28 protein-coding genes and 1 tRNA gene are annotated in these 25,124 nt (G+C 54.5%); 17 read left to right on the forward strand and 12 right to left on the reverse strand.

Going from position 1 to position 25,124, the window contains the following annotated elements; all coding sequences use genetic code 11:
* Positions 1 to 6: 6 nt before the first annotated feature.
* From LF95_RS10560 to LF95_RS10580, 5 genes are all read right to left on the reverse strand, one after another.
* Positions 7 to 981, reverse strand: coding sequence for a DUF2333 family protein (locus LF95_RS10560; RefSeq protein ID WP_073955126.1), 975 nt, complete (start codon positions 979 to 981; stop codon positions 7 to 9).
* 69 nt (positions 982 to 1,050) lie between these two features.
* Entirely contained in the window at positions 1,051 to 1,605 is a 555-nt protein-coding gene (locus tag LF95_RS10565; RefSeq protein ID WP_073955127.1) for a L,D-transpeptidase family protein, read from the reverse strand.
* A gap of 187 nt (positions 1,606 to 1,792) precedes the next feature.
* Positions 1,793 to 2,317 carry an inorganic diphosphatase gene (gene ppa, locus LF95_RS10570; protein WP_073955128.1) on the reverse strand — a complete coding sequence of 175 codons (525 nt, stop codon included), beginning with the start codon at positions 2,315 to 2,317 and terminating at the stop codon, positions 1,793 to 1,795.
* Between the two features lie 162 nt (positions 2,318 to 2,479).
* Positions 2,480 to 3,328 carry a glycosyltransferase gene (locus tag LF95_RS10575; protein ID WP_073955129.1) on the reverse strand — a complete coding sequence of 283 codons (849 nt, stop codon included), beginning with the start codon at positions 3,326 to 3,328 and terminating at the stop codon, positions 2,480 to 2,482.
* A 101-nt stretch (positions 3,329 to 3,429) separates the two neighbouring features.
* Positions 3,430 to 4,359, reverse strand: a complete 930-nt coding sequence (locus LF95_RS10580) for a LysR family transcriptional regulator (RefSeq protein WP_073955130.1) — start codon at positions 4,357 to 4,359, stop codon at positions 3,430 to 3,432.
* A 321-nt stretch (positions 4,360 to 4,680) separates the two neighbouring features.
* On the opposite strand from LF95_RS10580, the gene LF95_RS10585 reads away from it, so the two are divergent.
* Positions 4,681 to 5,643, forward strand: a complete 963-nt coding sequence (locus LF95_RS10585; RefSeq protein WP_083607630.1) for a DMT family transporter — start codon at positions 4,681 to 4,683, stop codon at positions 5,641 to 5,643.
* 70 nt (positions 5,644 to 5,713) lie between these two features.
* Here the strand turns inward: LF95_RS10585 and LF95_RS10590 are convergent, their stop codons facing one another.
* Together LF95_RS10590 and LF95_RS10595 are read right to left on the reverse strand one after the other, a co-directional pair.
* The gene (locus tag LF95_RS10590; RefSeq protein WP_073955131.1) at positions 5,714 to 6,061 is read right to left on the reverse strand and encodes an antibiotic biosynthesis monooxygenase family protein; all 348 of its coding nucleotides are present in this window, start codon (positions 6,059 to 6,061) and stop codon (positions 5,714 to 5,716) included.
* The gene (locus tag LF95_RS10595; protein WP_252509732.1) at positions 6,058 to 6,390 is read right to left on the reverse strand and encodes an NIPSNAP family protein; all 333 of its coding nucleotides are present in this window, start codon (positions 6,388 to 6,390) and stop codon (positions 6,058 to 6,060) included. Before LF95_RS10595 ends, LF95_RS10590 begins: the two co-directional genes overlap by 4 nt.
* Positions 6,391 to 6,493: 103 nt before the next feature.
* On the opposite strand from LF95_RS10595, the gene LF95_RS10600 reads away from it, so the two are divergent.
* Positions 6,494 to 7,189, forward strand: a complete 696-nt coding sequence (locus tag LF95_RS10600; RefSeq protein ID WP_073955132.1) for an ArsR/SmtB family transcription factor — start codon at positions 6,494 to 6,496, stop codon at positions 7,187 to 7,189.
* Here the strand turns inward: LF95_RS10600 and cobB are convergent.
* The 3 genes from cobB to hrcA all read right to left on the reverse strand — a co-directional run bounded on the left by cobB (position 7,156) and on the right by hrcA (position 9,831).
* On the reverse strand, positions 7,156 to 7,917 hold the full coding sequence (gene cobB / locus LF95_RS10605; protein ID WP_073955133.1) for a Sir2 family NAD+-dependent deacetylase: 762 nt from the start codon (positions 7,915 to 7,917) through the stop codon (positions 7,156 to 7,158). The genes LF95_RS10600 and cobB overlap by 34 nt on opposite strands.
* Positions 7,918 to 8,069: 152 nt before the next feature.
* A complete protein-coding gene (gene grpE / locus LF95_RS10610; RefSeq protein ID WP_073955134.1) occupies positions 8,070 to 8,720 on the reverse strand; it encodes a nucleotide exchange factor GrpE in 651 nt (216 codons plus the stop codon).
* A gap of 52 nt (positions 8,721 to 8,772) precedes the next feature.
* Positions 8,773 to 9,831 carry a heat-inducible transcriptional repressor HrcA gene (gene hrcA / locus LF95_RS10615; protein ID WP_143182010.1) on the reverse strand — a complete coding sequence of 353 codons (1,059 nt, stop codon included), beginning with the start codon at positions 9,829 to 9,831 and terminating at the stop codon, positions 8,773 to 8,775.
* Positions 9,832 to 10,099: 268 nt separating this feature from the next.
* Between hrcA and rph the strand changes: the two genes are divergently transcribed.
* The 15 genes from rph (at position 10,100) to ptsN (ending at position 23,643) form a co-directional block, all read left to right on the forward strand.
* Positions 10,100 to 10,816 (forward strand): ribonuclease PH, encoded by a 717-nt coding sequence (rph, locus tag LF95_RS10625; protein WP_073955136.1) that lies wholly within the window; start codon positions 10,100 to 10,102, stop codon positions 10,814 to 10,816.
* 73 nt (positions 10,817 to 10,889) lie between these two features.
* Positions 10,890 to 11,486 (forward strand): RdgB/HAM1 family non-canonical purine NTP pyrophosphatase, encoded by a 597-nt coding sequence (rdgB, locus tag LF95_RS10630; RefSeq protein ID WP_073955137.1) that lies wholly within the window; start codon positions 10,890 to 10,892, stop codon positions 11,484 to 11,486.
* A 127-nt stretch (positions 11,487 to 11,613) separates the two neighbouring features.
* Complete coding sequence (gene hemW, locus LF95_RS10635) at positions 11,614 to 12,798, forward strand: radical SAM family heme chaperone HemW (RefSeq protein WP_073955138.1); 1,185 nt, start codon at positions 11,614 to 11,616, stop codon at positions 12,796 to 12,798.
* Positions 12,799 to 12,965: 167 nt separating this feature from the next.
* Positions 12,966 to 13,052: transfer RNA gene (locus tag LF95_RS10640), tRNA-Leu, on the forward strand.
* Between the two features lie 217 nt (positions 13,053 to 13,269).
* Entirely contained in the window at positions 13,270 to 13,956 is a 687-nt protein-coding gene (locus LF95_RS10645) for a hypothetical protein (RefSeq protein ID WP_073955139.1), read from the forward strand.
* Between the two features lie 165 nt (positions 13,957 to 14,121).
* Positions 14,122 to 15,039: a glycosyltransferase family 2 protein gene (locus tag LF95_RS10650; protein ID WP_073956180.1), complete on the forward strand. Its 918-nt coding sequence runs from the start codon at positions 14,122 to 14,124 to the stop codon at positions 15,037 to 15,039.
* Between the two features lie 2 nt (positions 15,040 to 15,041).
* Positions 15,042 to 16,325, forward strand: coding sequence for an O-antigen ligase family protein (locus tag LF95_RS10655; protein ID WP_083607631.1), 1,284 nt, complete (start codon positions 15,042 to 15,044; stop codon positions 16,323 to 16,325).
* Between the two features lie 136 nt (positions 16,326 to 16,461).
* Entirely contained in the window at positions 16,462 to 17,073 is a 612-nt protein-coding gene (locus LF95_RS10660) for a ribonuclease D (protein ID WP_073955140.1), read from the forward strand.
* Positions 17,074 to 17,194: 121 nt separating this feature from the next.
* Complete coding sequence (locus tag LF95_RS10665; protein ID WP_073956182.1) at positions 17,195 to 18,169, forward strand: KpsF/GutQ family sugar-phosphate isomerase; 975 nt, start codon at positions 17,195 to 17,197, stop codon at positions 18,167 to 18,169.
* 2 nt (positions 18,170 to 18,171) lie between these two features.
* Positions 18,172 to 18,891 carry an LPS export ABC transporter periplasmic protein LptC gene (lptC, locus tag LF95_RS10670; RefSeq protein WP_083607632.1) on the forward strand — a complete coding sequence of 240 codons (720 nt, stop codon included), beginning with the start codon at positions 18,172 to 18,174 and terminating at the stop codon, positions 18,889 to 18,891.
* A complete protein-coding gene (locus tag LF95_RS10675) occupies positions 18,888 to 19,757 on the forward strand; it encodes an LptA/OstA family protein (protein WP_073955141.1) in 870 nt (289 codons plus the stop codon). The genes lptC and LF95_RS10675 overlap by 4 nt, the downstream gene beginning before the upstream one ends.
* Positions 19,758 to 19,825: 68 nt before the next feature.
* A complete protein-coding gene (gene lptB, locus LF95_RS10680; RefSeq protein WP_073955142.1) occupies positions 19,826 to 20,593 on the forward strand; it encodes an LPS export ABC transporter ATP-binding protein in 768 nt (255 codons plus the stop codon).
* A 221-nt stretch (positions 20,594 to 20,814) separates the two neighbouring features.
* Positions 20,815 to 22,383, forward strand: coding sequence for an RNA polymerase factor sigma-54 (gene rpoN / locus LF95_RS10685; protein ID WP_073955143.1), 1,569 nt, complete (start codon positions 20,815 to 20,817; stop codon positions 22,381 to 22,383).
* Between the two features lie 160 nt (positions 22,384 to 22,543).
* Positions 22,544 to 23,140, forward strand: a complete 597-nt coding sequence (hpf, locus tag LF95_RS10690; protein ID WP_073955144.1) for a ribosome hibernation-promoting factor, HPF/YfiA family — start codon at positions 22,544 to 22,546, stop codon at positions 23,138 to 23,140.
* A 38-nt stretch (positions 23,141 to 23,178) separates the two neighbouring features.
* The gene (ptsN, locus tag LF95_RS10695) at positions 23,179 to 23,643 is read left to right on the forward strand and encodes a PTS IIA-like nitrogen regulatory protein PtsN (protein ID WP_073955145.1); all 465 of its coding nucleotides are present in this window, start codon (positions 23,179 to 23,181) and stop codon (positions 23,641 to 23,643) included.
* 187 nt (positions 23,644 to 23,830) lie between these two features.
* Here the strand turns inward: ptsN and LF95_RS10700 are convergent, their stop codons facing one another.
* Together LF95_RS10700 and LF95_RS10705 are read right to left on the reverse strand one after the other, a co-directional pair.
* Positions 23,831 to 24,577, reverse strand: a complete 747-nt coding sequence (locus LF95_RS10700; RefSeq protein ID WP_073955146.1) for an SAM-dependent methyltransferase — start codon at positions 24,575 to 24,577, stop codon at positions 23,831 to 23,833.
* A gap of 85 nt (positions 24,578 to 24,662) precedes the next feature.
* Entirely contained in the window at positions 24,663 to 24,926 is a 264-nt protein-coding gene (locus LF95_RS10705) for a YjhX family toxin (protein ID WP_073955147.1), read from the reverse strand.
* Positions 24,927 to 25,124 lie beyond the last annotated feature (198 nt).

Raw genomic sequence — 25,124 nt, forward strand, 5'->3', positions numbered from 1 at the left:
TTGCGCCTAGCGTTGCAGGATACTGATGATTTCATTCATCTGGGTGCGGGCCCGCAGAAGGTAAAAACCCAGACCGGCAAGATGGTTGGGCAGAATGATACCATCGGCCGATCCGTTAATTACCACCAGCGGGTCCAGTTTTGCGGCCGACTGCAAGGATGCAACCATTTCCGCCCAGATCTGGCTGACCTGGCGTTCATTGAGGATATTCTCGAAATCGGTGCCAAGGTCCCGCAGGATCAGGCTATAGGTGTAAAGCCTGCCCTTGGTGGCGTAAAATACGTCATCTGCCGTGGTATCGAAAATCGACGGGTGGGCCACCTTGTTGTCAATCAGGGCCGATGCCGACCCCAGATCATTGGCAATGCGTCCCAGGGTTTCCTGTAAATTGTCCGCACGGCGTTCAAAAACCGCATTGCCGGCGGCCAGCCGTTCGTTATAGCGCAACAGGGCAGAAATGGCCTGGCGGTATTGCTGTTCGGACGATACACCGGGCAGAAGCGAGATGCTGGGATCAAAGACCCATTTGTCACCACGGAATTTTAACGCACCGGCAGCGTTATCAAGATCACTGTCAACCTGGCTGGATCCGCGTGCCCGGCCAATCTGGTCGGACATTTCGATGGCGAATCGCGACAGGGCGTAAATAATGCCGGTTTGGTAATTCGGCATATTGTCTAGCGCGGCACCGGGCATAAAGAACGGGTCATTTGCCGTCCAGTCATGCTGGTTAACCTCGCGGTCAATCAGGGCTGCAGCGGTGGCAACGGCATGGCTGCCCCCCTGATAATTCCCGGTAAAATCGGTATTATCGTCGATATTTTGCACGATGATCATGCCGACCGGATAATAAATCAGCGCGAGAACAACAATCACGGCAAATGCGCGAAGCCAGAAACGGCCGCTTGTGAAAAAGCCGCGCAATTTTGCACCAAAACCCTTGATGCCGCCTTTGTTGTATAGGTAATCGTCTTCGATCATGTCCTGTTCCGGTCTGATGAATGTACGATGATCAAACTAGGGTCTTGGCGGTTTGGCCGCAAGGATATGTTAGGCCTGATCTGATTTCCCGGCCTTGATACAAAGTCGTGTTGCCGTGTCGCAGCCTGCCAGAATCTCATAAAGATCATTGCGGGCAAGGGCAATGCAGCCTTCTGTGCCTTCGTAGTTGGGGCGTGCAATATGGATGAAAATGGCCGATCCCTGTCCTGTCACGGCTGGGCTGTCATTATGGTCCAGGGTGATAATCACGTCATATACAGGGTCGTCGCGCCAAAGCTTCTCGTGGCTGGCGTCAAAGGGCAGGCGCACCGGGCGGTTATAATGGCTGTTTGACGGAGCGTCGCACCAGCCGTCCTCGGGCGTAATAATGTGGGTGGGCAGGCCGGTTTTGGGGGCCGGGACCCTGTCCGCCCGATACATCACGTAACGCAGCTTCCATTCGCCAATCGGGCTGGCCCCGTCGCCTTCGCTTTTATGGGGGGTCATGCCCGCCTTGCCAATTGCGGCGCGGTATTTTTTTCCCATAAAGGTCAGTTTACCGGTTTCATCAACCGTGATCCGTGGCGCTGCAGTGCCGGACTTCGCGCTTTTCTGGTCGGCCATGATGGTAAAATTCCCTGGTTGTATTCTGTTTTTTGGGATGCGGTGTTGATCGCTGCCATTAAATGACGGGAATTTGGCATGGCAATGACGGGGTATGAAAATGACAACGCCCCGCAACGTTGCAGGGCGTTGTATCATATCGGTCTGAATATTGCTGTTATCGTGATGACAGCAAAACCATTAAGGTTTATTTCGCAAAACGTTTGATTGCGGCTTCGATCAATTCGGCGGCGGTTTCAGAACCTTTCCAGCCGGTTACTTTGACCCATTTGCCTTTTTCAAGGTCTTTGTAACGCTCGAAGAAATGCTGGATCTGGTCGCGCAGGATTTCCGGCAGGTCTTCGTGCGATTTGATGTCTTTGTAGTAAGGATCGACCTTTTCGTGCGGCACGCAGATCAGTTTTTCGTCCATGCCCGCTTCGTCTTCCATCATCAGCACGCCAATCGGACGGGCCCGAATGACAGAACCGGCAACCACCGGCTCGCGGAACATGACCATTGCGTCGACCGGGTCGCCATCTTCGCCAAGGGTGTTGGGAATGAAGCCGTAATTGACCGGATAATACATCGAGGTATGCAGGAAACGGTCCACGAACAGCGCCCCTGAATCCTTGTCGACTTCGTATTTGATCGGCCCGCCCTGCGGGATTTCAATGACAACGTTAACGTCCCAGGGAACGTCTTTACCAACCGCAATCTTGCTGAGGTCCATCGGGTAACACCCTTTCGCATATGCTTCAGATCACCCGTTGCCGGGCGTGGTTATGGGATTCATTTGGCACCTTGATTGAGGCGACAAAAATGATGCCGCCCTTTTATCGCGAAATGCGCAATGTTCCAAGAACCTGCTTGTTCACCCTTGGTCGCGGTGGCGTTATTCCGCTGCTTCCGGCGGTAAAAACATGCTTTGTACAGGATGAAAGCGTTGTTTTTCAGCTTCCAGGGTGCGAAAGAGCAAGCCGTTATCGCTGGCACCGGAATGGCGCTGGGCTATTTTGCGAGCATGGAAAAGATGCAAAACAGGCGAGCTGTATTCCAGGTTTTTGCGCCGAATACCTGCCCGGATCAAACGGAGGATAAAGTCAGAATCCTCCAGGCCGTGGCTTTGATAGGCTTCGTCAAAACCGGCAACTTTATCAATGTCTTCGCGGAAAACGGCCAGATTACAGGCCTGGGCCTTTTTCCACGATGTTTCATATTGCCACATGCTTTTGTGTGATTGCGGCAGGGGCATAAACTGGAACGGCCGATTGCATTGCCCGGTAATGCCAAGTCCAAATAAAGCAGCCCGTGGCCATTTATGGAACGCGGGCTGGTTGCGCATGACGAATTCGGTAAAGCGGCGCTTTAAAAAGACGCGCTTGCCGGTGACAAAACAGCCCGGGGTCGCTGCCGCCCGGTGTTTGGCGATAAAATCGGGCATGACACAGCAATCGCCATCAATAAAGATCGTCAGGTCTCCCCGTGCGAGCTTAAGCGCGCCATTTCTGACCTCGGACAGGCGAAATCCCCTGTCTTCCTGCCAAAAATGCCGGATCGGAATGTCACTTTGATTGGCAAAACGGGCGATGAGGTCGCGGGTTTCATCTTTGGACCCGTCATCCGCGACAATGATTTCAAAATGCCGGTCTTTTTGATCCAGCAATGATTTCAACACCATTGCAAGCGCTGTCGGCCAGTTGTAAGTGGCGACAATCACCGAAACGAGACTGGATTTCGACATCTTTCCCCCGATACAAGATCACATCCCTCATTATTGCCCCTTAACAATAATGTGATTGAAAGTTGTACATAGGTGGGGAAGTCGGGGCAATAGCCAGATGGTTACAGATCGGTATTTTCGTACACTTCACGACCAATCAATTGGCGAATCCAGTCTGCTGCGGCCATGACGGCCGGGTCGCGTTCACGCGAGGGGCGAATGAGAAGCCGATACCACCAGCTGGACATGAAATCAGGAAAATTCAGCATGACCAGTTCTCCGCGATCAACATATTTGCGCGAGATCACATCGGTGCTGGCAACAATGCCATGTCCTTCGCGTGCGGCCTCCAGTGCCCAGATATGGTGGCTGAAGGTCCAGCAGTCCGACAGGGAAAAGCGGGTATTTTCAAACCAGGACGTGATTTGGGCAAACTGTTCGCTGTCACTGTCAATGAGCAGAATATCGCGGGGTTCCAGCTTGGTGACGTCAACACTGGTCCGGTCAAATCCACGGTGTTCCAGCCATTGCGGGGCAACCAGCGCGTGATAGATTTCCGGCGTTAACAGTTCCATCGTCCAGCCTTCCGGGCCAGACAGGTCCCTGGGGGCGATTTGCAGGGCCAAGTCAATTTCAAGTGGGTCAAGATCGTCATCAAACTCGATCTTGCGAAATTGTACGGGAATATCTTCGGGAATGACGGCACGCAGGCTATCGAGTTCCTCGATCAGAATGCTGAGCGCCGGGGTTGCCAGGGCGCCAATGCGAATGGCGCCGCCCTTGTCGGGGCCGATTTCCCCGGTAATGCCGGAAATATCATCCAGGGCAGCGGTCAGGCGGGGCAAAAGCTGGCATGCCGATTTGGTCAGCGACAGGCCCCGTCCCTTGCGCATGAACAATACCACACCCAGGCTTTCCTCAAGTTGGCGCAACTGATGGCTGATCGCACTTTGGGTGACGTTCAGTTCCTCGGCAGCATCTTTGACGCTTTGATGCCGGGCAGTGGCTTCAAAGGCGACAAGGGCGCGTAAGGGTGGCAATTTGCGACGCATTCCAGTAAATCCGCTAATATGTATTGCAGGACGATCCTGTTTATCAGCACAGGTCTTTTATTTCGTACAAAATTTTCTCATCGGTCGCTGAAAACTCTTCATTCGTTTTTTTGAATGGTTCCGGGCAAGATAATGAACGAGAGGGTTTCCAGGCCCAATTGTCTCCTTGCGCCACCCGCAGTATTGGACTGATCCAGGCTTTGGAAACTCCCTCTTTAGGGTTCAGACCTGTTAATATGGGCATGCTGATCAATCAGATCCGTGCTGATATTAATCGTTCTGAACCCTAATCCTTTTACATCCAAAACGGGAAGAATAGCGATGGACAGGACGCCGATGCGCCTGAGCGGAAATTTGCGCGGTGTTCTCTGGATGACCGGGGCGATGGCCTCGGGCGTTTTTGTTGATGTCTGTGCCAAAATGGTGTCGACTGACGTGCCGACAGCCCAAATTCTTGCCATGCGCGCCATCATCACGGTGGTGATTTTTCTTGCAGTGCTCAAATTTGTCGGTGTGGATCAAATTCGCACCCGTCGTCCCTATGGTCATTTGCTGCGTGGCGTCATCTGGTACAGCTCGCTGTTTTGCATCTTTTTTGCCCTGCGGCAAATGAGCATCAGCGAGGTAAACGCCTATCTGTTCATCGAGGCATTGCTGACGGTTTTGCTCTCCGTGGTGTTCCTGGGGGAAAGGCTGACGGCCCGCAAACTGGGCGCAACCCTGCTGGGTCTTGGTGGCGTCTGGATCATGTGTGTGCCGAAAATGGATGGTTTTGGCGTGCCATTGGGTGTTGCAGCCGCGCTGGTCGGGGCGTTTTGTTTTTCCGCACAAACCATGTTGGCCAAGGTGCTGACCCGGACAGAAACCAATTTTTCCATGCTGTTCTGGCCGCAAATTGTGGCCGTGGTTATCTGGGTACCGGTTGGTATCATGCTGTGGCAGCCTGCCGCACTGTCGGACTGGCTCTTTTCTGGTGGTGCCGGGTTTTTTGCCATGCTGACCAATTATTTGGTGCTGCGCGCGGTGCGTGTGGCGGATGCCAGTGTCATTTCGCCAGCAGCCTATATGGCGTTGCCATTTTCGGTAGCAATGGACCTGGTCTTTTTTGATGTGCTGCCGATGCCGATTGTTTTTGTTGGTGCGGGGGTGGTGCTTTTTGCTGTCATGATGCTGGATTTCAAAGGCACGTCCAAACCGGCCCCGTCACCGGATCTGGCTGAGGGCGAAGACGAAAACCTTGCCGCGCCAGTGACATCGGACGAACCCGCCGAGGTCCGCACATAAGATTTTTCAAGTTGCTGATTAAGCTGTCTTTTGCCCGGACCCGATATGGGGTCCGGGTTTTTTTAGGTTTTCAGGCGTCGTGACGGGCTTGAGAATCCTTGGGCACATCGCCTCGGCTGGTCATGCCATAGTCGCGCAACACATCGGCCACCCGCAGGCGGTAATCCCTGAAAATGCGGGCTCGCCCCTGTGACTGTGCGGCGCGATGTTCTTCAAGGGTGCGCCAGGCTTTCACCGCTTCTTCATCCCGCCAAAAGGAAAGCGACAGGATCTTGCCAGGTGTGGTGATGCTCTCAAATCGTTCGATCGAGATAAAACCGTCAATTTCATCGAGCAAAGGGCGCAGCGTGCCTGCAATGTCGAAATAGTCGGATTTATGTTCGGGCTGGGGCAGGGCCTCGAAAATTACCGTAATCATGGTTCGATCCTTTGCGCATGCGGGCCTGACGCCAGCGTGTAAAACTGCCGTTCCTCGCGGCGAATAAACTGTTCCTTTTGCGCGAATCGGTAGTTTTCCTGGCCTAACGGGTCAGCCATCAGGCGGGCGCGATAAGCTTCATAGGCTGCAAGGCTGGGCAGGGTATAAACCCCATAGGCGGTGGTGGTTGTGCCTTCTTGCGGGGCAAAATAACCGATCAAATCCGCCCCACAGCGCGGAATCGCCTGGCCCCAGTTGAGAGCATATTCGGTAAACGCATCTTTTTTATAGGGATCGATTTCATAGCGAATAAAACAGGTTAGCATCATGATTCTCTATGTTCCAAGTTTTGCTGCGGGGTTGGGGTTTGAACCCGGTGATGCGCCCATTATCGCGATTGTTTGGCGTGAATGTTTCGATTAAGATCGAACTATGAAAGAAGGACCGGATATTGCCCGTGTGGCAGCTTTGATTGGTGATCCGGCACGGGCCAATATGTTGACCGCGCTGATGTCTGGTCGTGCCTTAACCGCAACCGAGCTGGCCCTTGAAGCCGGTGTTACGGCCCAGACGGCTAGTTCCCATCTGGCAAAATTGCATGAAGGCGGGATTGTTGCCGCCCGCAAGCAGGGGCGGCATCGTTATTTCACCCTTGATAATCCCGATATTGTCGAACTTCTGGAAAATCTGATGGGGATTGCCCAGCGTACCGGGCATAACCGGGTGCGCACCGGCCCGCGTGACCCCGCCCTGCGCAAGGCCCGCATTTGTTATGACCATCTGGCAGGTGAAATGGGCGTTGCCCTGTTCGAGAATTTACAACAGCGGCAGTTTATCGTTTTTGACGATATGGGCGAGATGCGTATCAGCGAACAGGGCGCGGCCTTTATCGGAGATTTTGGCCTGGATTTGGCACAGATGCGTCAATTGCGCCGCCCCCTGTGCCGGGAGTGCCTGGACTGGAGTATGCGGCGGTCGCATTTGGCAGGTGCCTTGGGGGCAGGGTTGTTGCAGCGGATGTTTGATCTTGGCTGGGCCAGAAAATCAAACGAGTCGCGCGTGATTGATTTTACCCCGACCGGGGAACAGGCCTTTTACGACCTGTTTGCCCCGCTGCCCAGTAATTGATCAACAAAAGCGGGTACGGTTTGGGTGGCCGGACCATAAATCGCATGATCAAACAGGCTGGCCCCGTCACTGGGTTCCAGATTGATCTCGATGGTTTCGGCCTGGGCGTGATGATGGGCAATTTCCACAAACCCTGCCGCCGGATAAACATTGCCCGATGTGCCGATGGAAACAAACAGCCCGCAATTTTCCAGGGCCTGATAAATCCGCCCCATTTCCAGCGGCATTTCGCCAAACCACACCACATGGGGCCGCAGCCCGCCGGTTTTGCCGCAGGCCGGGCAGGTGTCGGTTGTACCTAAATCATCCTGCCAGGGTGAAATCGCCTCGCAGTGATTGCAGCGTATTTTCAGCAATTCGCCGTGCATGTGAATCAGGTTCTTGCTGCCCGCCCGGCCATGCAGGTCATCGATATTTTGCGTTACCAGCAACACATCCCCGGGCCATTCCTGTTCCAGGCGGGCCAGAGCCAGATGGGCGGCATTGGGAATGACAGCCGCATCATGCAAAATTTTGCGCCGGTCATTGTAAAACGACTGAACCAGGTCGGGGTTGGTGATGAAGGCTTCGGGGGTGGCCACTTCGGAAATGTCATATTTCGCCCAAATGCCATCCGGGTCGCGAAAGGTGTGCAAGCCGCTTTCACGCGAAATGCCAGCCCCGGTTAAAATAACAATCGGTGCGGCTTCATCGCGCAATATATCGGTTAATGCCTTGGAAATCGTCATCTTTGCCCCGGAAAATCATCTGGCTTGGTCTGTCTGGTGGCAGTTTACAGGATTTAACCGGTACGAGAAACAATGCGAATCGCCATAAAAATGGCCCCGGGCGGATGTGCACGGAGCCATTTTGCTTATTTTCTATCGGCGATATCGGATGATCAGGCCGAGGTATCGACATTGCTGCCCGGTTCGTCTTTTGCATCCGGGGTCGTGTTGCCACCCTTGGCAACACCGACCATTGCCGGGCGCAATAGGCGACCCTTAAGGACGTAACCGGCCTGCATCACCTGGGCGACATGGCCGTCGGGATGTTCAGCACTGGGCATTTCAAACACGGCCTGGTGTTTGTTGGGGTCCAGTTTTTCGCCCAGCGGCTCAAGCTTTTCGATGCCGTTTTGCTCGAACGATTTCAAAAGCGTGCGTTCGGTCATTTCAACGCCTTCGATCAGCGTTTTCATCGCGTCATTCTGCTGCGAACCATCGCCAGCGGCCTCAAGGGCGCGGCGCAGGTTATCGCCAACATCAAGCAGATCGCGGGCGAATTTGGTAATGGCGTAATTGGCCGAATCCTCGACATCCTTTTTGGCCCGGCGACGGATATTTTCCGCTTCGGCTGCGGTGCGCAGCAGGCGGTCTTTCAGTTCGGCATTCTCGGCCTGCAGGGCGGCAATAACATCATCTGGCGTGCTTGCGCCTTCAGCCTGATCCTGTGCCACGTCTTCCTGTGCGGCTTCCTCGGCGGCAACCTGTTCGGCCGGGGAGGCGTCCTGCATTTCTTCTTCGGTGGTGTTTTTTGCGGTTTCCGTCATTGTTGGACTACCTTCATTTGTTGTGTGGCCTGACACGCAGCGCCACATAAAATTAACCAATCAGTCGCCCGACCAGCTTGGCGGTATAGTCGACCAGCGGAATTATGCGGGCATAATTGATCCGCGTCGGTCCGACAACCCCGATTGCACCGACAATGCTTCCTTCGGCGTTCTGATAGGGCGATATCACCATCGACAACCCCGATCCACCAAACAGCTTGTTTTCGGTTCCGATAAAAATCTGAACCCCTTCCGCTTCCGATGTCACGTCCAAAAGCTCGATCATCTGATCACGCGCCTCCAAAACGTTAAACAGCCGCCGGACGGTTTCAAGCTGCTCGATCGTGGCAATATTCTCCAATAGCTGCGATTGACCCTTGATGATCAGTGACGAATCTTTTACTCCGCCCGCCCAGGTTGCAATACCTGCATCAATCAGGCTGGCGGAAAGAACGTCAAGTTCCGTCTGGATACGTTCGCGTTCGCGCGCGACCAGAAGGCGTGCATCATCAAGTGTTTTTCCAGCTAGCTGCGTATTTAGATAATTCGCCGCCTCTGTCAATGCCGAGGTCGGCATATTGGTGGGCACATCAACGATGCGGTTTTCCACACTGCCATTTTGCGCCACCAGTACAGCCAGCACTTTGCCTGGCGAAAGTGGCACGAATTCGATTTGTTTCAGGCGCAGCCCGTCGGTTTTGGGTGCCACAACCAGCCCGGCACAACGCGACAGGCCGGAAAGCATGCTGGTGGCTTCGCCCAGCATTTCATCAAGCGAATATCCCGCCCGTTCGCAGTTTTTTGTCAACTGGTCGCGTTCGGCATTGGGCAGGTCGCCCACTTCCATCAGCGCGTTGACAAAAAGCCGCAATCCCTTTTCGCTGGGCAGGCGACCAGCCGAAATATGCGGGGCGACCAAAAGCCCCTGGTCTTCCAGGTCGGCCATGACATTGCGCACGGTTGCTGCCGAAAGCTTTTCCGACAGACGCCGGGCAATGGTGCGTGATCCGATGGGTTCACCGGTTTCGACATAGGCATCAACGATCTGACGGAACACCTCGCGGGACCGTTCGTTCAGATCGCCCAGCATTGTGTTGTCCAAAAGTGTCATCTTAGATCTAAAACCTTGTCATATACGGTTTTGTGCGATCCTGAGAATTTAGACAGCCCCCGGCGTGCCGTCAATTGCAGGCTCAAAATACGCTGGCGATAACAATTTGTCTTTTCGGGACTGGCGGGGTGTTTCAGTCTGATCAAACCGGCAAGAAACCGGGGAAAAGGCTGGACCTTTGTGGGGCGGAGCATTAGCTTGAGGCCATTCTCGATCTGGCCAGGCCTGATGCCAGCCGATTTATTCATTTTCTTACGAGGTTTCCTTTATGCGTCCTTCCGGTCGTTCCCTTGATCAGCTTCGCGATGTCACCATTGAAACCGGTGTCAGCAAATATGCCGAAGGCTCCTGCCTGATTAAATTTGGCGATACCCATGTTCTGTGTACTGCCACGGTCGAAGACAAGGTTCCGGGCTGGATGCGCAATTCGGGCAAGGGCTGGATCACGGCGGAATATGGCATGCTGCCGCGTGCCACCGATTCGCGCATGCAGCGTGAAGCCACGCGGGGGGGGCAGTCTGGCCGCACCCAGGAAATTCAGCGCCTGATCGGGCGCTCCATTCGTGCCGTGACCGACCTTAAGGCGATGGGCGAAATGCAGATGCGCCTGGATTGTGATGTCATTCAGGCCGATGGCGGCACGCGCACGGCCTCCATTACCGGTGCCTATGTTGCTGCCCATCTGGCCTTTCAGGGGGTACGTCGCCTGGGCCTGATCAAGGAAATTCCGCTGACCCAGGCCGTGGCGGCCATTTCGTGCGGTATTTACAACGATACCCCGGTTCTTGACCTGGATTACGCCGAAGACAGCAATGCCGGGGCCGATGCCAACTTTGTTCTGGCTGGCAATGGTGGCCTGGTTGAAATTCAGGCCACTGCCGAAGATGTGCCGTTTGAACGCGCTGCGTTCGATCAGATGCTGGAACTGGCGCGCAAGGGCTGTGACGAGCTGTTTGCCAAGCAGCGCCAGGCCCTTGGCTTGTAAGGCCGGGATTTCGGTTATTGATTGACCTTGATTGTCACTGACAAAGCCACAGGCGAGAAAACAGGCAAAAAAAATGGTACGTCGCTTTACCGAAAAGAAACTGGTGATCGCCAGTCATAACAAAGGCAAGATCGTCGAAATTGCCGAACTTTTGGCTCCCTTCGGGATCGAGGTTGTCTCGGCCGGGGATCTTGGCCTGCCGGAACCCGAAGAAACCGAAAATTCCTTTATTGGCAATGCGCAGTTAAAGGCGCTTGCCGCGGCGCGTGCGGCCAATCTTCCGGCCCTGGCCGATGATTCGGGCATGGCGGTTTCGGCGCTCGATGGGGCACCGGGCATTTATTCCGCCCGCTGGGCCGGGCCGGACCGCGATTTTGATATGGCAATGGAAAAGGTCAACAAGGCGGTGGGCAACCACCCCGACCGGCGGGCGGAATTTGTTTGTGCCCTGTCGCTGGCCTGGCCCGATGACCATGTTGAAAATTTTGAAGGCCGGATTGAAGGTGATCTGGTCTGGCCCAAACGGGGTAAATATGGCTTTGGCTATGACCCGATGTTTCAGCCGCGTGGTTATGAGCAAACTTTTGGTGAAATGACACCGGCCAAAAAACATGAAATCAGCCATCGTGCCCGGGCGTTTGACCTTTTGGTAAAGGCCTGTTTCGCATAAGGATTTTTTGGGTTTCCCCTGAAATTTCCGGTTTTGGGCACCGTCGGTTGATATCGTCGGTGCCTGAACTTTTTCGCCCGCATCGGAAGATCGGGTTTTGCGCAAATTTGAAAGAACATTCCCGTAAATGACGCCCGAAACCGTCCCCTTTGGCATTTACATTCACTGGCCGTTTTGCCTGTCGAAATGCCCTTATTGCGATTTCAACAGCCATGTTGCCAACCATGTGGATCATCATCGCTGGCGGGCGGCCCTGCGGGCGGAACTGGCCGCAGGCGCGGCCCGCCACCCCGACCGGGTGGTGGGGTCAGTGTTTTTTGGCGGGGGAACACCGTCCCTGATGGATCCGGAAACGGCGGGGGCGCTGATTGCTGATATCCGCAGCCATTGGCGCATGGCCGATGATGTGGAAATCACGCTGGAGGCCAATCCCGGCACGGTCGAGATTGATCGCTTTTCCGCCTTTGCCGCCAATGGCATCAATCGGGTGTCGCTGGGCATTCAGGCGCTCAATGATCGTGATCTGGAATTTTTGGGCCGCGTTCATAACGCGACCGAGGCCCGGCGTGCCCTTGATGTTGCCGCCAGTGTGTTTGACCGGTTTTCCTTTGATCTGATTTATGCTCGCCCCGATCACGACCCGCAGGCCTGGCGCCGTGAATTGCGCGAGGGGCTCGATATTGCCCGCGGGCATATCTCGCTTTATCAGTTAACCATCGAACCGGGCACACGGTTTTACACCCTGCATCAACGTGGTGAATTGAAGGTGCCGGGCGAAGATTTGGCCGCCGAACTTTATGACATCACCCAGGAAGAAACCGAACGGGCCGGTTACCATTGTTATGAAGTCTCCAACCATGCCCGGCCAGGGCAGGAAAGCCGCCATAACCTGGTTTACTGGCGTTATGGCGATTATCTGGGCATTGGCCCCGGCGCACATGGCCGCGAGGCCGTGGTGGGCGGTGACGGCCACATCACGCCCATGGCGGTACGCCGTCACCGGGCGCCGGAAATCTGGCTGGACCGGGTGGAAAAGCTGGGCCACGGCACGCAGGAAGAAGTGTCTTTGGATGCTGACGAACGCCTGATCGAAATGGTGATGATGGGCTTGCGCCTGAATGAACCGATTCCCCTGGCCCGGTTTGACCGCATTGGCGGGGCGGGGCCGCGCGATCTGCTTGATTCGGAACGGCTGGAAACCCTGATTGCCTCGGGCGATTTGGTGTGTGATGAACGCGGTTTGCAGGCCACCCAGCAGGGACGCAATCGCCTGAATGCTGTTCTCGGCTATCTTTTTGAGCCCGTGGTTTAACAGGGGCAGGGGCCGAAATGGCGGATTTGCGTCATTTTTTCAGGCCTGTCAGAAAACTGCAAAAAGAAGCGCAAAAACTTTGAAAAAGTTTGTTGACACTTGTTTGTCAGCGCGTATATTCCGCCCCGTTCCGGACGACAAGTTCGGAGCAACCAACTAGCCCCTAAGCCCAGGTGGCGGAATTGGTAGACGCGCTGGCTTCAGGTGCCAGTGGCCGCAAGGTCGTGGAAGTTCGAGTCTTCTCCTGGGCACCATACCCCAGTACATCTTCTGATGTGCTGGGGTATTGTTGTTTCGGGTCCAATTTTCAGTTCGTTTTAACGTGAACGGCTTTGATAAGGGAATTCAAACAATACCCTTCATGATAAGCTTGGTGAAATTGCCATTCTGTCTGACTTCAATCCCAAATTCTCTTTTTGATTGAATATTTCTTCTTAGAAAACTCACAGCATGTATTTAAGATTGTAAGTGATGTTTTTTGGGAGCGATGTTGTGCGCAAGAGTCGGGTTTGGGTCCTTATTTTAGCTATTTGTTCCGTTACATTGATGGTCTATGAGGCAAAAACCACGTATCTGGGCATGATCCCTTCCAGGCAGTGGCCGCCTGCCGTCGGTTATGGCCTTGCACCCTGGCTGGTTGGCCTGATGGTCGCTGCAATCAAAGAGGGCTGGGCCCGCATCAGAAAACGGAACCACCGTTTTGGCAGAAGTTTGCTATGGGCGACGGGTGTTTTCATGGTCATCATGGTTTTTGCGACAATAATGTCTGCTGTTCGATCCGGCGATCAGGTGGAAATCCGTAATGATGCAATGCAGTTGATGGGCGCTTCTGTCTGGGTGCCCGGCATAGCGGCTTATTGCACTAAATATGTAGAAGCTTCGCCGGAAATGATTGAAGAGGCAGCATCCTGGAGCCGACGGCATGACAGGGATTTGCGCAAGATTATCGCTGTAATCAAAGCGACTGGCGGTTTATCAAAAGATGAAAAAATTCAAATTGATCAGATGGCGATGCAGGCCTTGAAAGCTAAGGTCAACTCGCAACAAGATAAAAAAGGGTACTGTAAACAGGTGGAAATGAACCTGCAGCAGGGACTGTTTGATCTGGATAATCGTGCAGACATCGCGTCTGCCTTGAAGCGTATTCGTGATTTTTAGATATCTGAGGATCGTCGTGGCGGATAATCAGGTAGCCTTTGATTTGTGTCTTACATTGCCGTTTGGGTAATTTGAGAAGATATGTGCTCCACACTTTTTGTCTTTGCAGGGGCTCGGTGATACCGCTAGAACGGTTCAGCACGAATTTGGCAAATGGGGGCGCGGGTGCCAGATATCAGTTATGTTCTGCCGGTTTATAACAAGGCGGCTGTTTTGCCGTTTTTTATCCGGTCCCTGCGCCAGCAAACAGGCGATTTTTCTGCGGAATATATTTTTGTTGATGATGCGTCGTCTGATGATTCGCTTTCGGTTTTGCGTGCCGAAACGGCCGGGATTGCTGATGTGCAGATCGTTGAAAATACGGATAATAAAGGCCCTGCGGTTCGCCTGAATCAGGGGGCGAAGGTCGCGACCGGCGAATTTTTGGTGCTGTTTGATTGCGATGAAGTGATTGCGCCCAATGCCGTTGCCACTCTGCTTGGGCTGGCACGCCGCCACGGGGCGGACATGGTGCATGGCAAATGGCACAAAACCGGCGATGCGATTGCCGATATTCACGCCCGCGAAATCCCGGCTGATATTGCCACACAGGTGCATGAAAATCCGCTGAAGCGCGCCTTGGGAAAGGGCCTGGTGCGCATGACCTGGCTTGTGGAACGCGGCCTGTTTGCCAAGGCAGGGGGCTGTGATGAGGGTGTTTTTATTCAGGATGAATCGCTGCCCTTGCGCCTGGCCGCACAGGCGCGCTGCTTGCTTGATACCACCGCCGTGGTGACATGGGTGCCCGATGAAGGCAGCCATCTGTCGGATAATAAAATTCAGCAGCATCATGATCGCTTCATGACTTTTTATCACTTTTTGCGCCAGCATCCGCAGCTTGACGCGACCTATCGCCAGAAGCTGGGGCAAAAATGTATTTCTGCCGCCCGCAAGGCCTTGCGCGATGGCTATGCCATGCCGGGGCTGAAGCTGCAATTTGCCTATTTCGCTGCCAAGTTGGGCCTGTTTAAGGCTGATGGCGCGTTTCTCGATGCGCTTTACACGGCGTTCAAGATGATACCCGCGGTCCGGAGGCCCGATTAACAGTGACGAACTTATCTGCCGCCTTGCCTTACGGCGAAAAAATTGAAGCCCGCCTGCGCGCCACCGCCTTGGTGTTTTTGTGTCTGATCCCGGTTTTGTTGTTATTTGCCCGGGGGCCCGCAGATGTCGCGCTGTCGCTGGTTGGTATTTTGTTTCTGGTGCGCAGTGCGCTGCGGCGTGACTGGGCTTGGGCGCGCGAGGCTGATATTCTGGCCCTGTTGGTGGCTTTGTTGATGTTGGTGGCGATTGCAGCGCCATTTGGCGAGTATCCGGGCAAAAATTTCACCCGCGGGCTGATATGGGTGCGTTTTGTGGTGTTTTATGCCGCGGCAACGCGCTGGTTGATCTCGGATCGAAAAGTCGTAAAGCTCCTGTGCTGGGTGGTGTCTGCCGCATTGCTGCTGGCGGCACTGGATGCGCTTTTTCAGTTCGTAACGGGATATTCGTTGCTCGGCGGGCAGAAAATGGCGAGTTTCGCGGGGCGCCTGACCGGCCCGCTGGATCGTCCGAATATTGGCAGTTATATGTCCAAGCTGGCTTTTGCCGTGATGGCGCTGGCCTTTGTTGCCCGTCAGGTGTTTGAGGAAAAAAAGGCATTTGCCTTTAGTGCCTTGGTCATGCTGCCGGTGTTGGCCGTGATCTTTTTAAGCGGCGAACGTACCGCCAGTGTTTTGACTCTTGCCGGGATTGTGGCGGTTGTGATCGGGCTGTTTTTGGTCGGCGGGCGTGCCCGATTGATTTCCATCGGGCTTGGCATTGCCGGGGCTGCTGGAATTGGGGCTTTGCTGACATTCAGCAGCCGTATTGCCGGGCGTTTGGCTGATTTGGAACATATCGTATCGGATTATGCCGCCTCGATTTACGGGCAATTGGCCCTGATGGGCTGGCGCTTTTTTACCGAGCATCCCCTGACCGGCATTGGTATGGGCAGTTTCGAGAAAGTCTGTAAGGCAGAAATGCCGCCGGAAGCCCTGGAATTTGGCTGTTATCCGCACCCGCATAATATTTATATGGAATGGCTTTCGAGCAGCGGTTTGGTTGGGACATTGCCTTGGCTGGTTTTTGTTGTGCTCGTGGTTTGGGCCGGGTTGCGGATGATACGGCTTGGCAAACAGCAGACCGTGCTGGTCGCCCTTTATCTGGCGACATTGAATGTCAGCCTTTTTCCCTTTGCTGCGACCCAGAGCGCGTTTTCCAACTGGCCGGCGATCCTGACCTGGATGTCGATTTCCTGTGCCGTGGCCGCGTTAAAAGTTTTTAAGGATTCCAAGGCACTTGCCCGTTAGGTGGGGGGCATCATGCCTGCTAGGCCGGGAGATGCGGAAATCGTGGATTTAATGGGGGTAAAAAGGCGTCTTTTGCATCGCGGGCGCGGCCTTGCTGTGTTAAGACAAGGCCAAACTTTCTGACCGGAGACGCGCGATGACAAATTACCTCCATCACGGCGATCTGCCCGACGGGCTGGATCTTGGCAAAATTGTTGCAATTGACAGTGAAACGATGGGGCTGAACCCGCATCGGGACCGCTTGTGTGTCGTGCAATTGTCCGCCGGTGATGGCGATGCCCATCTGGTCAAATTTGACGGGGCGGATTATAGCGCGCCCAACCTGAAAAAAATGCTGGCCGACCCGGACGTCCTGAAGCTGTTTCATTTTGGCCGTTTTGATATTGCGGTGATGGATGCTTATCTTGGTGTGCGCTGTGCCCCGGTTTATTGCACCAAAATCGCCTCCAAACTGGTGCGAACCTATACCGATCGGCACGGCCTGAAAGATCTGGTGCGCGAATTGGTGGGTGTCGAAATTTCCAAACAGCAGCAAAGCTCCGACTGGGGGGCGGCCGATCTGTCACCTGAACAGATTGCCTATGCCGCCAGCGACGTTCTTTATTTGCATAAAATGAAAGAAGAACTGGATCGCCGCCTGGAGCGGGAAGGTCGCATGGAAATTGCGAAGGCCTGTTTTGATTTCCTGCCGACCCGTGCCAGCCTGGACCTTGCGGGATGGGCAGAAACAGACATCTTTGCTCATTAGAACGTCTTGACTGTGCCTGAGTGGTCAGGAACCCGGTTCTTGCCACATTTTTGCGCCAGTGACCCCGGTTGTTAGCGTATAACAACCGGACTGCATCCGACGGATGACCATGAAGAACGCCATGACAGTTAGCGAAACGGAACAAAAAGACATTGCTGTAGCCCGCAAGGTGCTTGGGATCGAAGCCGCTGCCCTGGAGGAGCTGGCACAGTCGCTGAATGGCGATTTTTGTCGTGCGCTGTCCATGATCGAGGGGCTCAAGGGGCGGCTGGTTGTGACCGGCATGGGCAAAAGCGGCCATATTGCCAAAAAGGTCGCGGCGACCTTTGCATCCACCGGTACGCCATCGTTTTTTGTTCATCCGGCCGAGGCCAGCCACGGCGATTTGGGCATGATCGGCCAGGATGATGCGGTTCTGGCGCTGTCCAATTCGGGCGAAACCCCGGAACTTTCCGATATTATCGCCTATACGCGGCGCTTTCATATTCCGCTGATCGGCATGACCCGCCGGGCTGAAAGTTCGCTGGGCTCGCAATGTGATTATCCATTGGTTCTGCCCAACAGTGCCGAAGCCTGCCCCAACCGCCAGGCGCCAACCACATCGACCACGGCCATGCTGGCCCTGGGGGATGCGCTGGCCGTTGCCCTGATGGAACGGCGCGGCTTTAGCGCCGATGATTTCCGCACCTTCCACCCCGGGGGCAAGCTGGGGCAGCGGTTGTTGCATGTGCGCGAGGTGATGCACGGGGCGGACCAGTTGCCGCTTATTTCCGAGGCGGCACGCATGTCCGATGCGCTGATGGAAATGACGGGTAAATCCTTTGGCTGTGTCGGTGTAACCGATGATGATGCCAAGCTGGTCGGCATTGTGACCGACGGCGACTTGCGCCGCCATATGGGCGATGATCTGGTCTCAAGGCCGGTTGCCAATGTCATGACCCGCAATCCCAAGGCCATCACCCCGGACCTTTTGGCCGTCGAGGCGCTGGCGATCATGAATGATCGCAGCATCACGTCGCTGTTTGTGGTCGATGATCAGGGGCTGCCCTGTGGCCTTGTCCATATCCATGACCTGCTGCGTCTGGGGGTTGCCTGAGCATGAGCGCCGATAAATCCGATACCCCGTCACCGCAAGCGCCCCGGACGCCCGGGCCGCGCTCGCGGGACCGGTTGTCCGAAACGCGGCGCGATGTCAGGATCAATCCCTTTCGGCGCAGCATCGTTTTGATGCTAAAACTGATGCTGCCCCTGATTGCGGCGGGGTTGCTGGCACTGGTGGTCTTGTGGCCCCAGATCGAACAGGTGCAGGAAAGCGGATTTCATCTTGGCTTTTCCAGTTCACCCGACGATTTGATGGAAAATGTTGCCATGAGCAATCCGCGCTTTTTTGGTGTGGATACCAAGCGCCAGCCTTTTACGGTGACAGCGACCGAAGCCATCGAGCAGCGCAAGGATGGCGAAGGGGCGATGGAACATGTGATGCTGGAGCAACCGCAGGCCGATATGACCATGACCGATGGCAGCTGGGTTGCCCTGACGGCAAACAAGGGGTTTTATACGGAAAGCAAAAGCAGGCTTGATCTGAATGGTGCGGTGAACATGTATCACGACAAGGGGTTCGAGATTCATACCAACAGTGCCGAGATCAAACTGAAAGACGGTAATGCCAGCGGGACGGAGCCGGTTGACGGGCAGGGGCCGTTTGGCACGATTAAATCGGATTCAGGGTTTGAGCTGGAAAATAAGGGGTCTGTTATTCATTTTCTGGGCAAATCCAAACTCAAGGTATTTGAAAAGGCATTGAAAGGGAAATCATGATCAGAACGCCGCGCGGGGGTGGATTGTTGGTTGCGGCGACGCTTGTGATGGGGCTTGCCTGCTTTTCGTTGACGCATGGCGCATCGGCCGCATCGCTGGGCCTGACCCAGCAGGGTGCAGGCGGGCTGGATGTTGAATCGGATAACGGTATTGAATGGCGCCGCAACGACAATGTGTTGATTGCGCGCGGCAATGCCTTTGCCCGGCGTGGCCAGTCCGAGATACATGCCGATGAATTGCGCGCCTTTTACCGCGAAACCAATGGCCAGACCGAGATTTACCGGATCGAGGCGCATGGGCATGTAAAATTATCGACAAATACCGATACCGCCACCGGGGATTTGGCAATTTACGACATTGACCAGGCCGTTGTGGTTTTGACCGGCAAAAACCTGAAATACAGCACACCGACCGAAACCCTGACCGCCAAGGATAGCCTGGAATATTGGGAAGCAAAACGCATGGCGGTGGCGCGTGGGGATGCGGTGGCGATTTCACAGGGGCGCAAGCTGAAGGCTGATGTCTTGACGGCCCGTTTTATCTCCTCGCCAAAGGGGGAGAACCAGTTGGAACGTATTGACGGTTATGGTCATGTCACCATTGAGACTCCGACGGATTATGTCGTTGGCAATCAAGGCGTTTATGACGCGAAAACGGGTATCGCCACATTGACCGGATCGGTTAAGATCACGCGCGGCAAAAACCAGCTGAATGGTGATCGGGCCGTGGTTGACCTTAAAACCGGTATCAGCCGCCTGATGGCAGATAACAAGGGTGATGGCAAATCGCGGGTGCGCGGCCTGCTGGTACCTGAAAACCAAAAGAAACCCAAAACCGGTGGCGATGCTGCTGGCAAAACAAACTGACGAAGGGTCGGATCGTGTTCTGGTCTCGGAAAAGCACAAAAAGTAACGGTGCGGATGCACCATTTGTCATGGCGGACACCGATAGTGCCGGTGGTCCGCGACTGGTAAGTGCGAATAAGGGGCTGGTGGCACATAATCTGGGCAAAAGCTTTAAAAAGCGCCCGGTTCTGAAGGATGTTTCAATTTCGGTCCAGCGCGGTGAGGCTGTTGGTCTGCTGGGCCCGAATGGGGCGGGTAAAACCACCAGCTTTTATATCATTACCGGGCTGATTTCGCCTGATCGCGGTACCATTTCGCTGGATGGCAACGACATCACCATGATGCCAATGTATCAGCGTGCCCGCATGGGCATTGGCTATTTGCCGCAGGAAGCCTCAATTTTTCGCGGTATGACGGTGGAACAGAACATCATGGCCGTGCTTGAGGTGATTGAAGGCGACCGCATCAAGCGCGAGCAAAATCTGGAAGACCTGCTGGCTGAATTTGCCATCGAGCATTTGCGCCGCACCCCGGCCCTGGCCCTGTCGGGCGGGGAACGCCGGCGCTGCGAAATTGCCCGTGCACTTGCTGCCCACCCCAATTTTGTGTTGCTCGACGAACCCCTGGCCGGGATTGATCCGATTGCCGTTGGGGATATCCGTGATCTTGTCCGTCACCTGAAAGACCGGGGCATCGGGGTTCTGATTACCGATCATAATGTGCGCGAGACCCTTGATATTATTGACCGGGCTTACATTTTGCACGATGGTCGGGTATTGATGGAAGGCGGCCCGGACGAGATTGTACGCAATGTCGATGTTCGCCGCGTCTATCTGGGTGACAGATTCAGCCTTTAGAACAAGACCGTTTCATATTTGGCTGTTCCTGTCTTTTTCAGACTGATAACAATAGATTTAACGGTTGGCCGTGTGTCTGGAAGGGCTGTTCGCGGTAGGGTTGTTTTGTCATGAGGGTCTGTTGATCTGATACCGCATCGTCAAAGAAATGTGGATCAGTCATAAAAGTAAATGAGGCAGGAAAATGGGGGAAAGCGGATTGATACGGGGTAGGTACTGATATGGCCCTGAAGGCAAGGCTTGATCTTCGTCAGTCACAGTCTCTTGTCATGACGCCGCAATTGCAGCAGGCGATTAAGCTGTTGCAATTTAACAATATCGAGCTTTCCAACTTTATCGACAGCGAACTGCTGGAAAATCCGCTTCTTGAACGGGCGGAGCCGGGGCAAACTTATGCCGAAACCGGTGATGATGCCGTGGGCAATGGGGAGCAGGGCCTGGATGCCCGCGCGATTGACGATTTCCGGGATCGCGAGGATTTGCGGGGGACAGACCGTCTGGCGAGCAGCGACAGCATGGGCTCTGAAACCAGTAGCCCGCTCGATTGTGCCAGTGACGCCCTTTATGATGGCGAAGGCGAAATTACCCCGGATGGCGCGCCGGTTGGCGCGGGACATGATTATTCGCTGCCCTATAGCGGCGGTGGCATGGGCGGGGCCGATGGCGATGAATTGCCCGGGCTGGAGCAAACCCTTGCCGATACTCAAACCCTGCGCCAAAGCCTGGATGACCAGCTTAATCTCGCTTTTTCATCGCCGGTCATGCGGATGATCGGCAGCTATCTGATCGATATGCTTGATGATAATGGTTATGTCAGCGGGGATTTGGCCGAAGTATCCGATGCCCTTGGCTGTGATTTGGCCGATGTCGAGGCGGTTTTGAGTCAGATGCAGGGATTCGAGCCGGTCGGGATTTTTGCCCGCAATCTGGCGGAATGTCTGGAACTGCAATTGCGGGACCAGAACCGTTATGATCCGGCAATGGCTGCGCTGGTAAATAACCTTGAATTGCTGGCACGGCGAGAGTTTGATCGCCTGCGCCGGATTTGTGGTGTTGATGGTGATGACCTGGCCGATATGATTGCCGAGATTCGCACGCTTGATCCCCGTCCGGGGCGTACCAGTGATGGCGAACCGGCAACACCGGTTATTCCCGATGTGCTGGTCCGTGCCGGGTCGGAAGGCAGTTGGATGATCGAGCTGAACAGCGATGCGTTGCCGCGTGTTTTGGTCAACGAGGAATATGTTGCCGAGATCAGCAGCGGGATTCGCGACCGTGAAGAAAAAACCTTTATCAATGAGCGTTTGCAAACTGCAAACTGGCTGGTTAAGGCCCTGCACCAGCGCGCGACCACGATTCTCAAGGTCGCAACCGAAATCATTCGCCAGCAGGACGGATTCTTTACACATGGGGTCTCGCATCTGCGACCGCTTATTTTGCGCGATATTGCCGAAGCCATCAGCATGCACGAAAGTACGGTGTCGCGGGTGACCAACGGCAAATTCATGGCGACCCCGCGTGGCATATTCGAGCTGAAATACTTCTTCACCACGGCAATTTCATCGGCCGATGGGGGGGATTCCTATTCCTCGGAATCAGTACGTCACCGGATTAAGTCATTGATTGATGCGGAAAATCCGAAAAAGATTCTCTCCGATGACAAACTTGTCGAGCTTCTGCAAAAGGAAGGGATCGACATTGCCCGTAGAACAGTGGCAAAATACCGTGAGGCAATGCGGATTCCGTCGTCCGTCCAAAGGCGGCGCGAGAAAAAAGCACAGGCCAGATAGGTCATGATGCTCGAAAACAATGCCTAAGGTATTGAAACATATTGGTTAACACCCAAATGTTGACTTGGCATTGGCGACGGAATATGGTGCCGCCACCTGATTGAGGGGCACCATCGTTCGCAGATGTACTGGAAGTCACTCAACTGGGGATAGGCGATCCATGCAGATTACAGTTATTGGCAAGCAACTTGACGTTGGCAACGCTTTGCGTGAACACGTCGTCGAGACCTTGGACCTTGCGGTAGAGAAATATTTCGATCATGCGATCGAAGCCACGGTAACAATTACCAAACAGGCACATCTTTATCACACACAGATATCGGTCCATGTCGGCAAAGGCATGCTGGTTCAGGCAAAAGCATCCGCGGATGAGGTTTATCCGGCCTTTGATGCTGCTTGCGATAAGGTGGCGAAACGGTTGCGCCGGTATAAACGGCGCCTGCGTGATCACCACACCAACCGTGATCAGTATGAAAATGCTTTGCTGGATGCGCGTCATTACGTGATCCAGCAGGAAGACGAAGACCATTCTGACGACGAACAGGACAAGGGCTTTGACCCGCTGATCGTGGCAGAAACACCTGATCGCATTGATACGCTCTCGGTAGGGGAAGCGGTCATGCGTCTCGATTTGGGGGATATTCCGGCCCTTATGTTCCGGAATGGCAAACATGGCGGATTGAACGTCGTGTATCGTCGGGCCGATGGTAATATCGGCTGGCTTGACCCGGCTGATGAAAAAGCTGGTGCAGCCTGACGGGCGCGACCTCTGGTCCAAACAACGCAACGCGAAAGATGGACATTTCAACAATTCTCTCCCCGACAGGGGTTATTCCGGCATTGCGTTCCGGCGCCAAGAAGGCTGTTCTCGAGGAACTTGCAGAAAGAGCCGCCGAGGTTACGGGACGTGATGCAGGGCAGATATTCTCTGTTTTGCTTGACCGCGAAAAGCTGGGCAGCACCGGTGTCGGTGGTGGTGTAGCTATTCCACATGGCAAATTGGGCGATCTGGACCGGCTTTATATGGTGTTTGCCCGGGCACAGAACCCGATCGAATTTGATGCTGTCGATGAGCAGCCTGTCGATCTGTTCTGCATGCTTGTCGCACCGGAAGAAGCCGGAGCCGACCATTTGAAAGCTTTGGCACGTATCTCGCGGTTGCTGCGCAATCAGGGCATGTGTGAAAAGCTGCGCGGGGCTGCATCGGCCGATGCAATCTATGCGTTGCTGACCCAGGACGAGGCCGAACAGGCTGCCTGAAAAACATGACATTGCCCGGTTTGTGAAACCATATCGGGTGACGAAAAACCCCGCAATTTTTGCGGGGTTTTTGTTTGATCTTAATATGGGTGCCATTGTGACGGACCCGTTTTTAAAAATCGATGTTACTGATGACATCACATGATTGGGCGACCAGAAGCCGCTTGATCTGAGTTTGGCACGAATATTATCGCGCCATTAGCGCAAAGACGCCCCATCCCACGTATTCACGTGTATATGAGGCGTAGCGCACGGGGGCTGACGACAGATGGCGCCGTATGTCTTGCGCGAAGTCTTCGTCGGGATTTTCTTCGAGCCAGCGCCGCATGGTGAGCCATTTGGCGGCTTCGTACCTGTCCCACCCTTCGAGATCTGCCAGAACCATTTCCACGACGTCGTAACCAAGATCGCCGAAACACGCGAGAAGCTCTGGAAGCATGAGAAAATCCGAGAGCGCCCCGGATCCGCACGCTTTGATTGCCTCCTCGCTTTGCGGTTGCTTGTGCCAATAAGGCTCGCCGATGAGAATGATCCCGTTCGGCACAAGGCTTTTTGACAGAAGCTCTATGGACCCTGTAACGCCCCCGCCAATCCATGTGGCTCCAATACAGGCGGCGACATCGACCTTTTCCTTTGCGACATAACCGGTCGCGTTGTCATGAAGGAAACGAACCCGCCCTGCGACACCGAGTTCTTCGGCGCGGCGTTTCGCCTGATCGGAAAACAGTTGGCTCATGTCGATGCCGGTGCCTGTAATTCCGAAATCGCGCGCCCAGGTGCAAAGCATTTCACCCGAGCCACTGCCGAGATCGAGTACGCTGGCCCCTGGTTCCAGACGAAGCACCCGCCCGAGCGTGTCATACTTGTCGGGGGTGAATGGATTATGAATCCGGTGTTTGCTTTCCGTGATGTTGAAAATACGTGGGATATCCATTGTTTAAGTTCCATGAAACTGAGAGTGGAAGGACCGCATCGGATTACGATGCAGCCCGTTTGCGCGTGCCTGCAGGATCAGTATGTTACGTGCCTTGATTGTCGAGTTGGGCACGTACAGAAACGCGCCCATGCTTCGAGATGCGATAGGGGCAGCCGGACCGGGACTCGATCAGACGCTTTTTGCGGAGGCGGTTAAAGACGGTCAGATTGCAGTCGGACAGCACCATCCCGTCGCGTGTGAAGCAGGTGACGGAGGTGACTTTGGGGCCATTGCCCCTTTCATGGAGAATGCGGCCACCAAGGGCCAGAACGTGCAAAACACGTTGTTCGGGTCGTGAAATATTCATGGAAATCTCGTGAGAAGACGCGAAAAAACACCCCGAGCGCAAGGCGCTCAGTGGTTCTTAATTCACCCGGCTCTCTGAAAGTTCAGAGAGCCTTATCTCACAAGCTCTAACATCCAGTCCTCTGGAGAACGCGCGATGAGAAATCCATCGCCTCAGCCCTGTAAATGTAAGACCCCTGCACCTGCAAAGCAACCCTGA

The organism is Thalassospira sp. TSL5-1 (assembly GCF_001907695.1).
In the GTDB taxonomy this organism is placed as follows: domain Bacteria; phylum Pseudomonadota; class Alphaproteobacteria; order Rhodospirillales; family Thalassospiraceae; genus Thalassospira.

What these genes read in the sequence shown, in the direction of transcription:
- LF95_RS10560 (WP_073955126.1), bottom strand. Translation starts at nt 981, where the DNA reads ATGATCGAAGACGATTACCTATACAACAAAGGCGGCATCAAGGGTTTT.
- LF95_RS10565 (WP_073955127.1), bottom strand. Translation starts at nt 1,605, where the DNA reads ATGGCCGACCAGAAAAGCGCGAAGTCCGGCACTGCAGCGCCACGGATC.
- ppa (WP_073955128.1), bottom strand. Translation starts at nt 2,317, where the DNA reads ATGGACCTCAGCAAGATTGCGGTTGGTAAAGACGTTCCCTGGGACGTT.
- LF95_RS10575 (WP_073955129.1), bottom strand. Translation starts at nt 3,328, where the DNA reads ATGTCGAAATCCAGTCTCGTTTCGGTGATTGTCGCCACTTACAACTGG.
- LF95_RS10580 (WP_073955130.1), bottom strand. Translation starts at nt 4,359, where the DNA reads ATGCGTCGCAAATTGCCACCCTTACGCGCCCTTGTCGCCTTTGAAGCC.
- LF95_RS10585 (WP_083607630.1), top strand. Translation starts at nt 4,681, where the DNA reads ATGGACAGGACGCCGATGCGCCTGAGCGGAAATTTGCGCGGTGTTCTC.
- LF95_RS10590 (WP_073955131.1), bottom strand. Translation starts at nt 6,061, where the DNA reads ATGATTACGGTAATTTTCGAGGCCCTGCCCCAGCCCGAACATAAATCC.
- LF95_RS10595 (WP_252509732.1), bottom strand. Translation starts at nt 6,390, where the DNA reads ATGATGCTAACCTGTTTTATTCGCTATGAAATCGATCCCTATAAAAAA.
- LF95_RS10600 (WP_073955132.1), top strand. Translation starts at nt 6,494, where the DNA reads ATGAAAGAAGGACCGGATATTGCCCGTGTGGCAGCTTTGATTGGTGAT.
- cobB (WP_073955133.1), bottom strand. Translation starts at nt 7,917, where the DNA reads ATGACGATTTCCAAGGCATTAACCGATATATTGCGCGATGAAGCCGCA.
- grpE (WP_073955134.1), bottom strand. Translation starts at nt 8,720, where the DNA reads ATGACGGAAACCGCAAAAAACACCACCGAAGAAGAAATGCAGGACGCC.
- hrcA (WP_143182010.1), bottom strand. Translation starts at nt 9,831, where the DNA reads ATGACACTTTTGGACAACACAATGCTGGGCGATCTGAACGAACGGTCC.
- rph (WP_073955136.1), top strand. Translation starts at nt 10,100, where the DNA reads ATGCGTCCTTCCGGTCGTTCCCTTGATCAGCTTCGCGATGTCACCATT.
- rdgB (WP_073955137.1), top strand. Translation starts at nt 10,890, where the DNA reads ATGGTACGTCGCTTTACCGAAAAGAAACTGGTGATCGCCAGTCATAAC.
- hemW (WP_073955138.1), top strand. Translation starts at nt 11,614, where the DNA reads ATGACGCCCGAAACCGTCCCCTTTGGCATTTACATTCACTGGCCGTTT.
- LF95_RS10645 (WP_073955139.1), top strand. Translation starts at nt 13,270, where the DNA reads ATGTTTTTTGGGAGCGATGTTGTGCGCAAGAGTCGGGTTTGGGTCCTT.
- LF95_RS10660 (WP_073955140.1), top strand. Translation starts at nt 16,462, where the DNA reads ATGACAAATTACCTCCATCACGGCGATCTGCCCGACGGGCTGGATCTT.
- LF95_RS10665 (WP_073956182.1), top strand. Translation starts at nt 17,195, where the DNA reads ATGACAGTTAGCGAAACGGAACAAAAAGACATTGCTGTAGCCCGCAAG.
- lptC (WP_083607632.1), top strand. Translation starts at nt 18,172, where the DNA reads ATGAGCGCCGATAAATCCGATACCCCGTCACCGCAAGCGCCCCGGACG.
- LF95_RS10675 (WP_073955141.1), top strand. Translation starts at nt 18,888, where the DNA reads ATGATCAGAACGCCGCGCGGGGGTGGATTGTTGGTTGCGGCGACGCTT.
- lptB (WP_073955142.1), top strand. Translation starts at nt 19,826, where the DNA reads ATGGCGGACACCGATAGTGCCGGTGGTCCGCGACTGGTAAGTGCGAAT.
- rpoN (WP_073955143.1), top strand. Translation starts at nt 20,815, where the DNA reads ATGGCCCTGAAGGCAAGGCTTGATCTTCGTCAGTCACAGTCTCTTGTC.
- hpf (WP_073955144.1), top strand. Translation starts at nt 22,544, where the DNA reads ATGCAGATTACAGTTATTGGCAAGCAACTTGACGTTGGCAACGCTTTG.
- ptsN (WP_073955145.1), top strand. Translation starts at nt 23,179, where the DNA reads ATGGACATTTCAACAATTCTCTCCCCGACAGGGGTTATTCCGGCATTG.
- LF95_RS10700 (WP_073955146.1), bottom strand. Translation starts at nt 24,577, where the DNA reads ATGGATATCCCACGTATTTTCAACATCACGGAAAGCAAACACCGGATT.
- LF95_RS10705 (WP_073955147.1), bottom strand. Translation starts at nt 24,926, where the DNA reads ATGAATATTTCACGACCCGAACAACGTGTTTTGCACGTTCTGGCCCTT.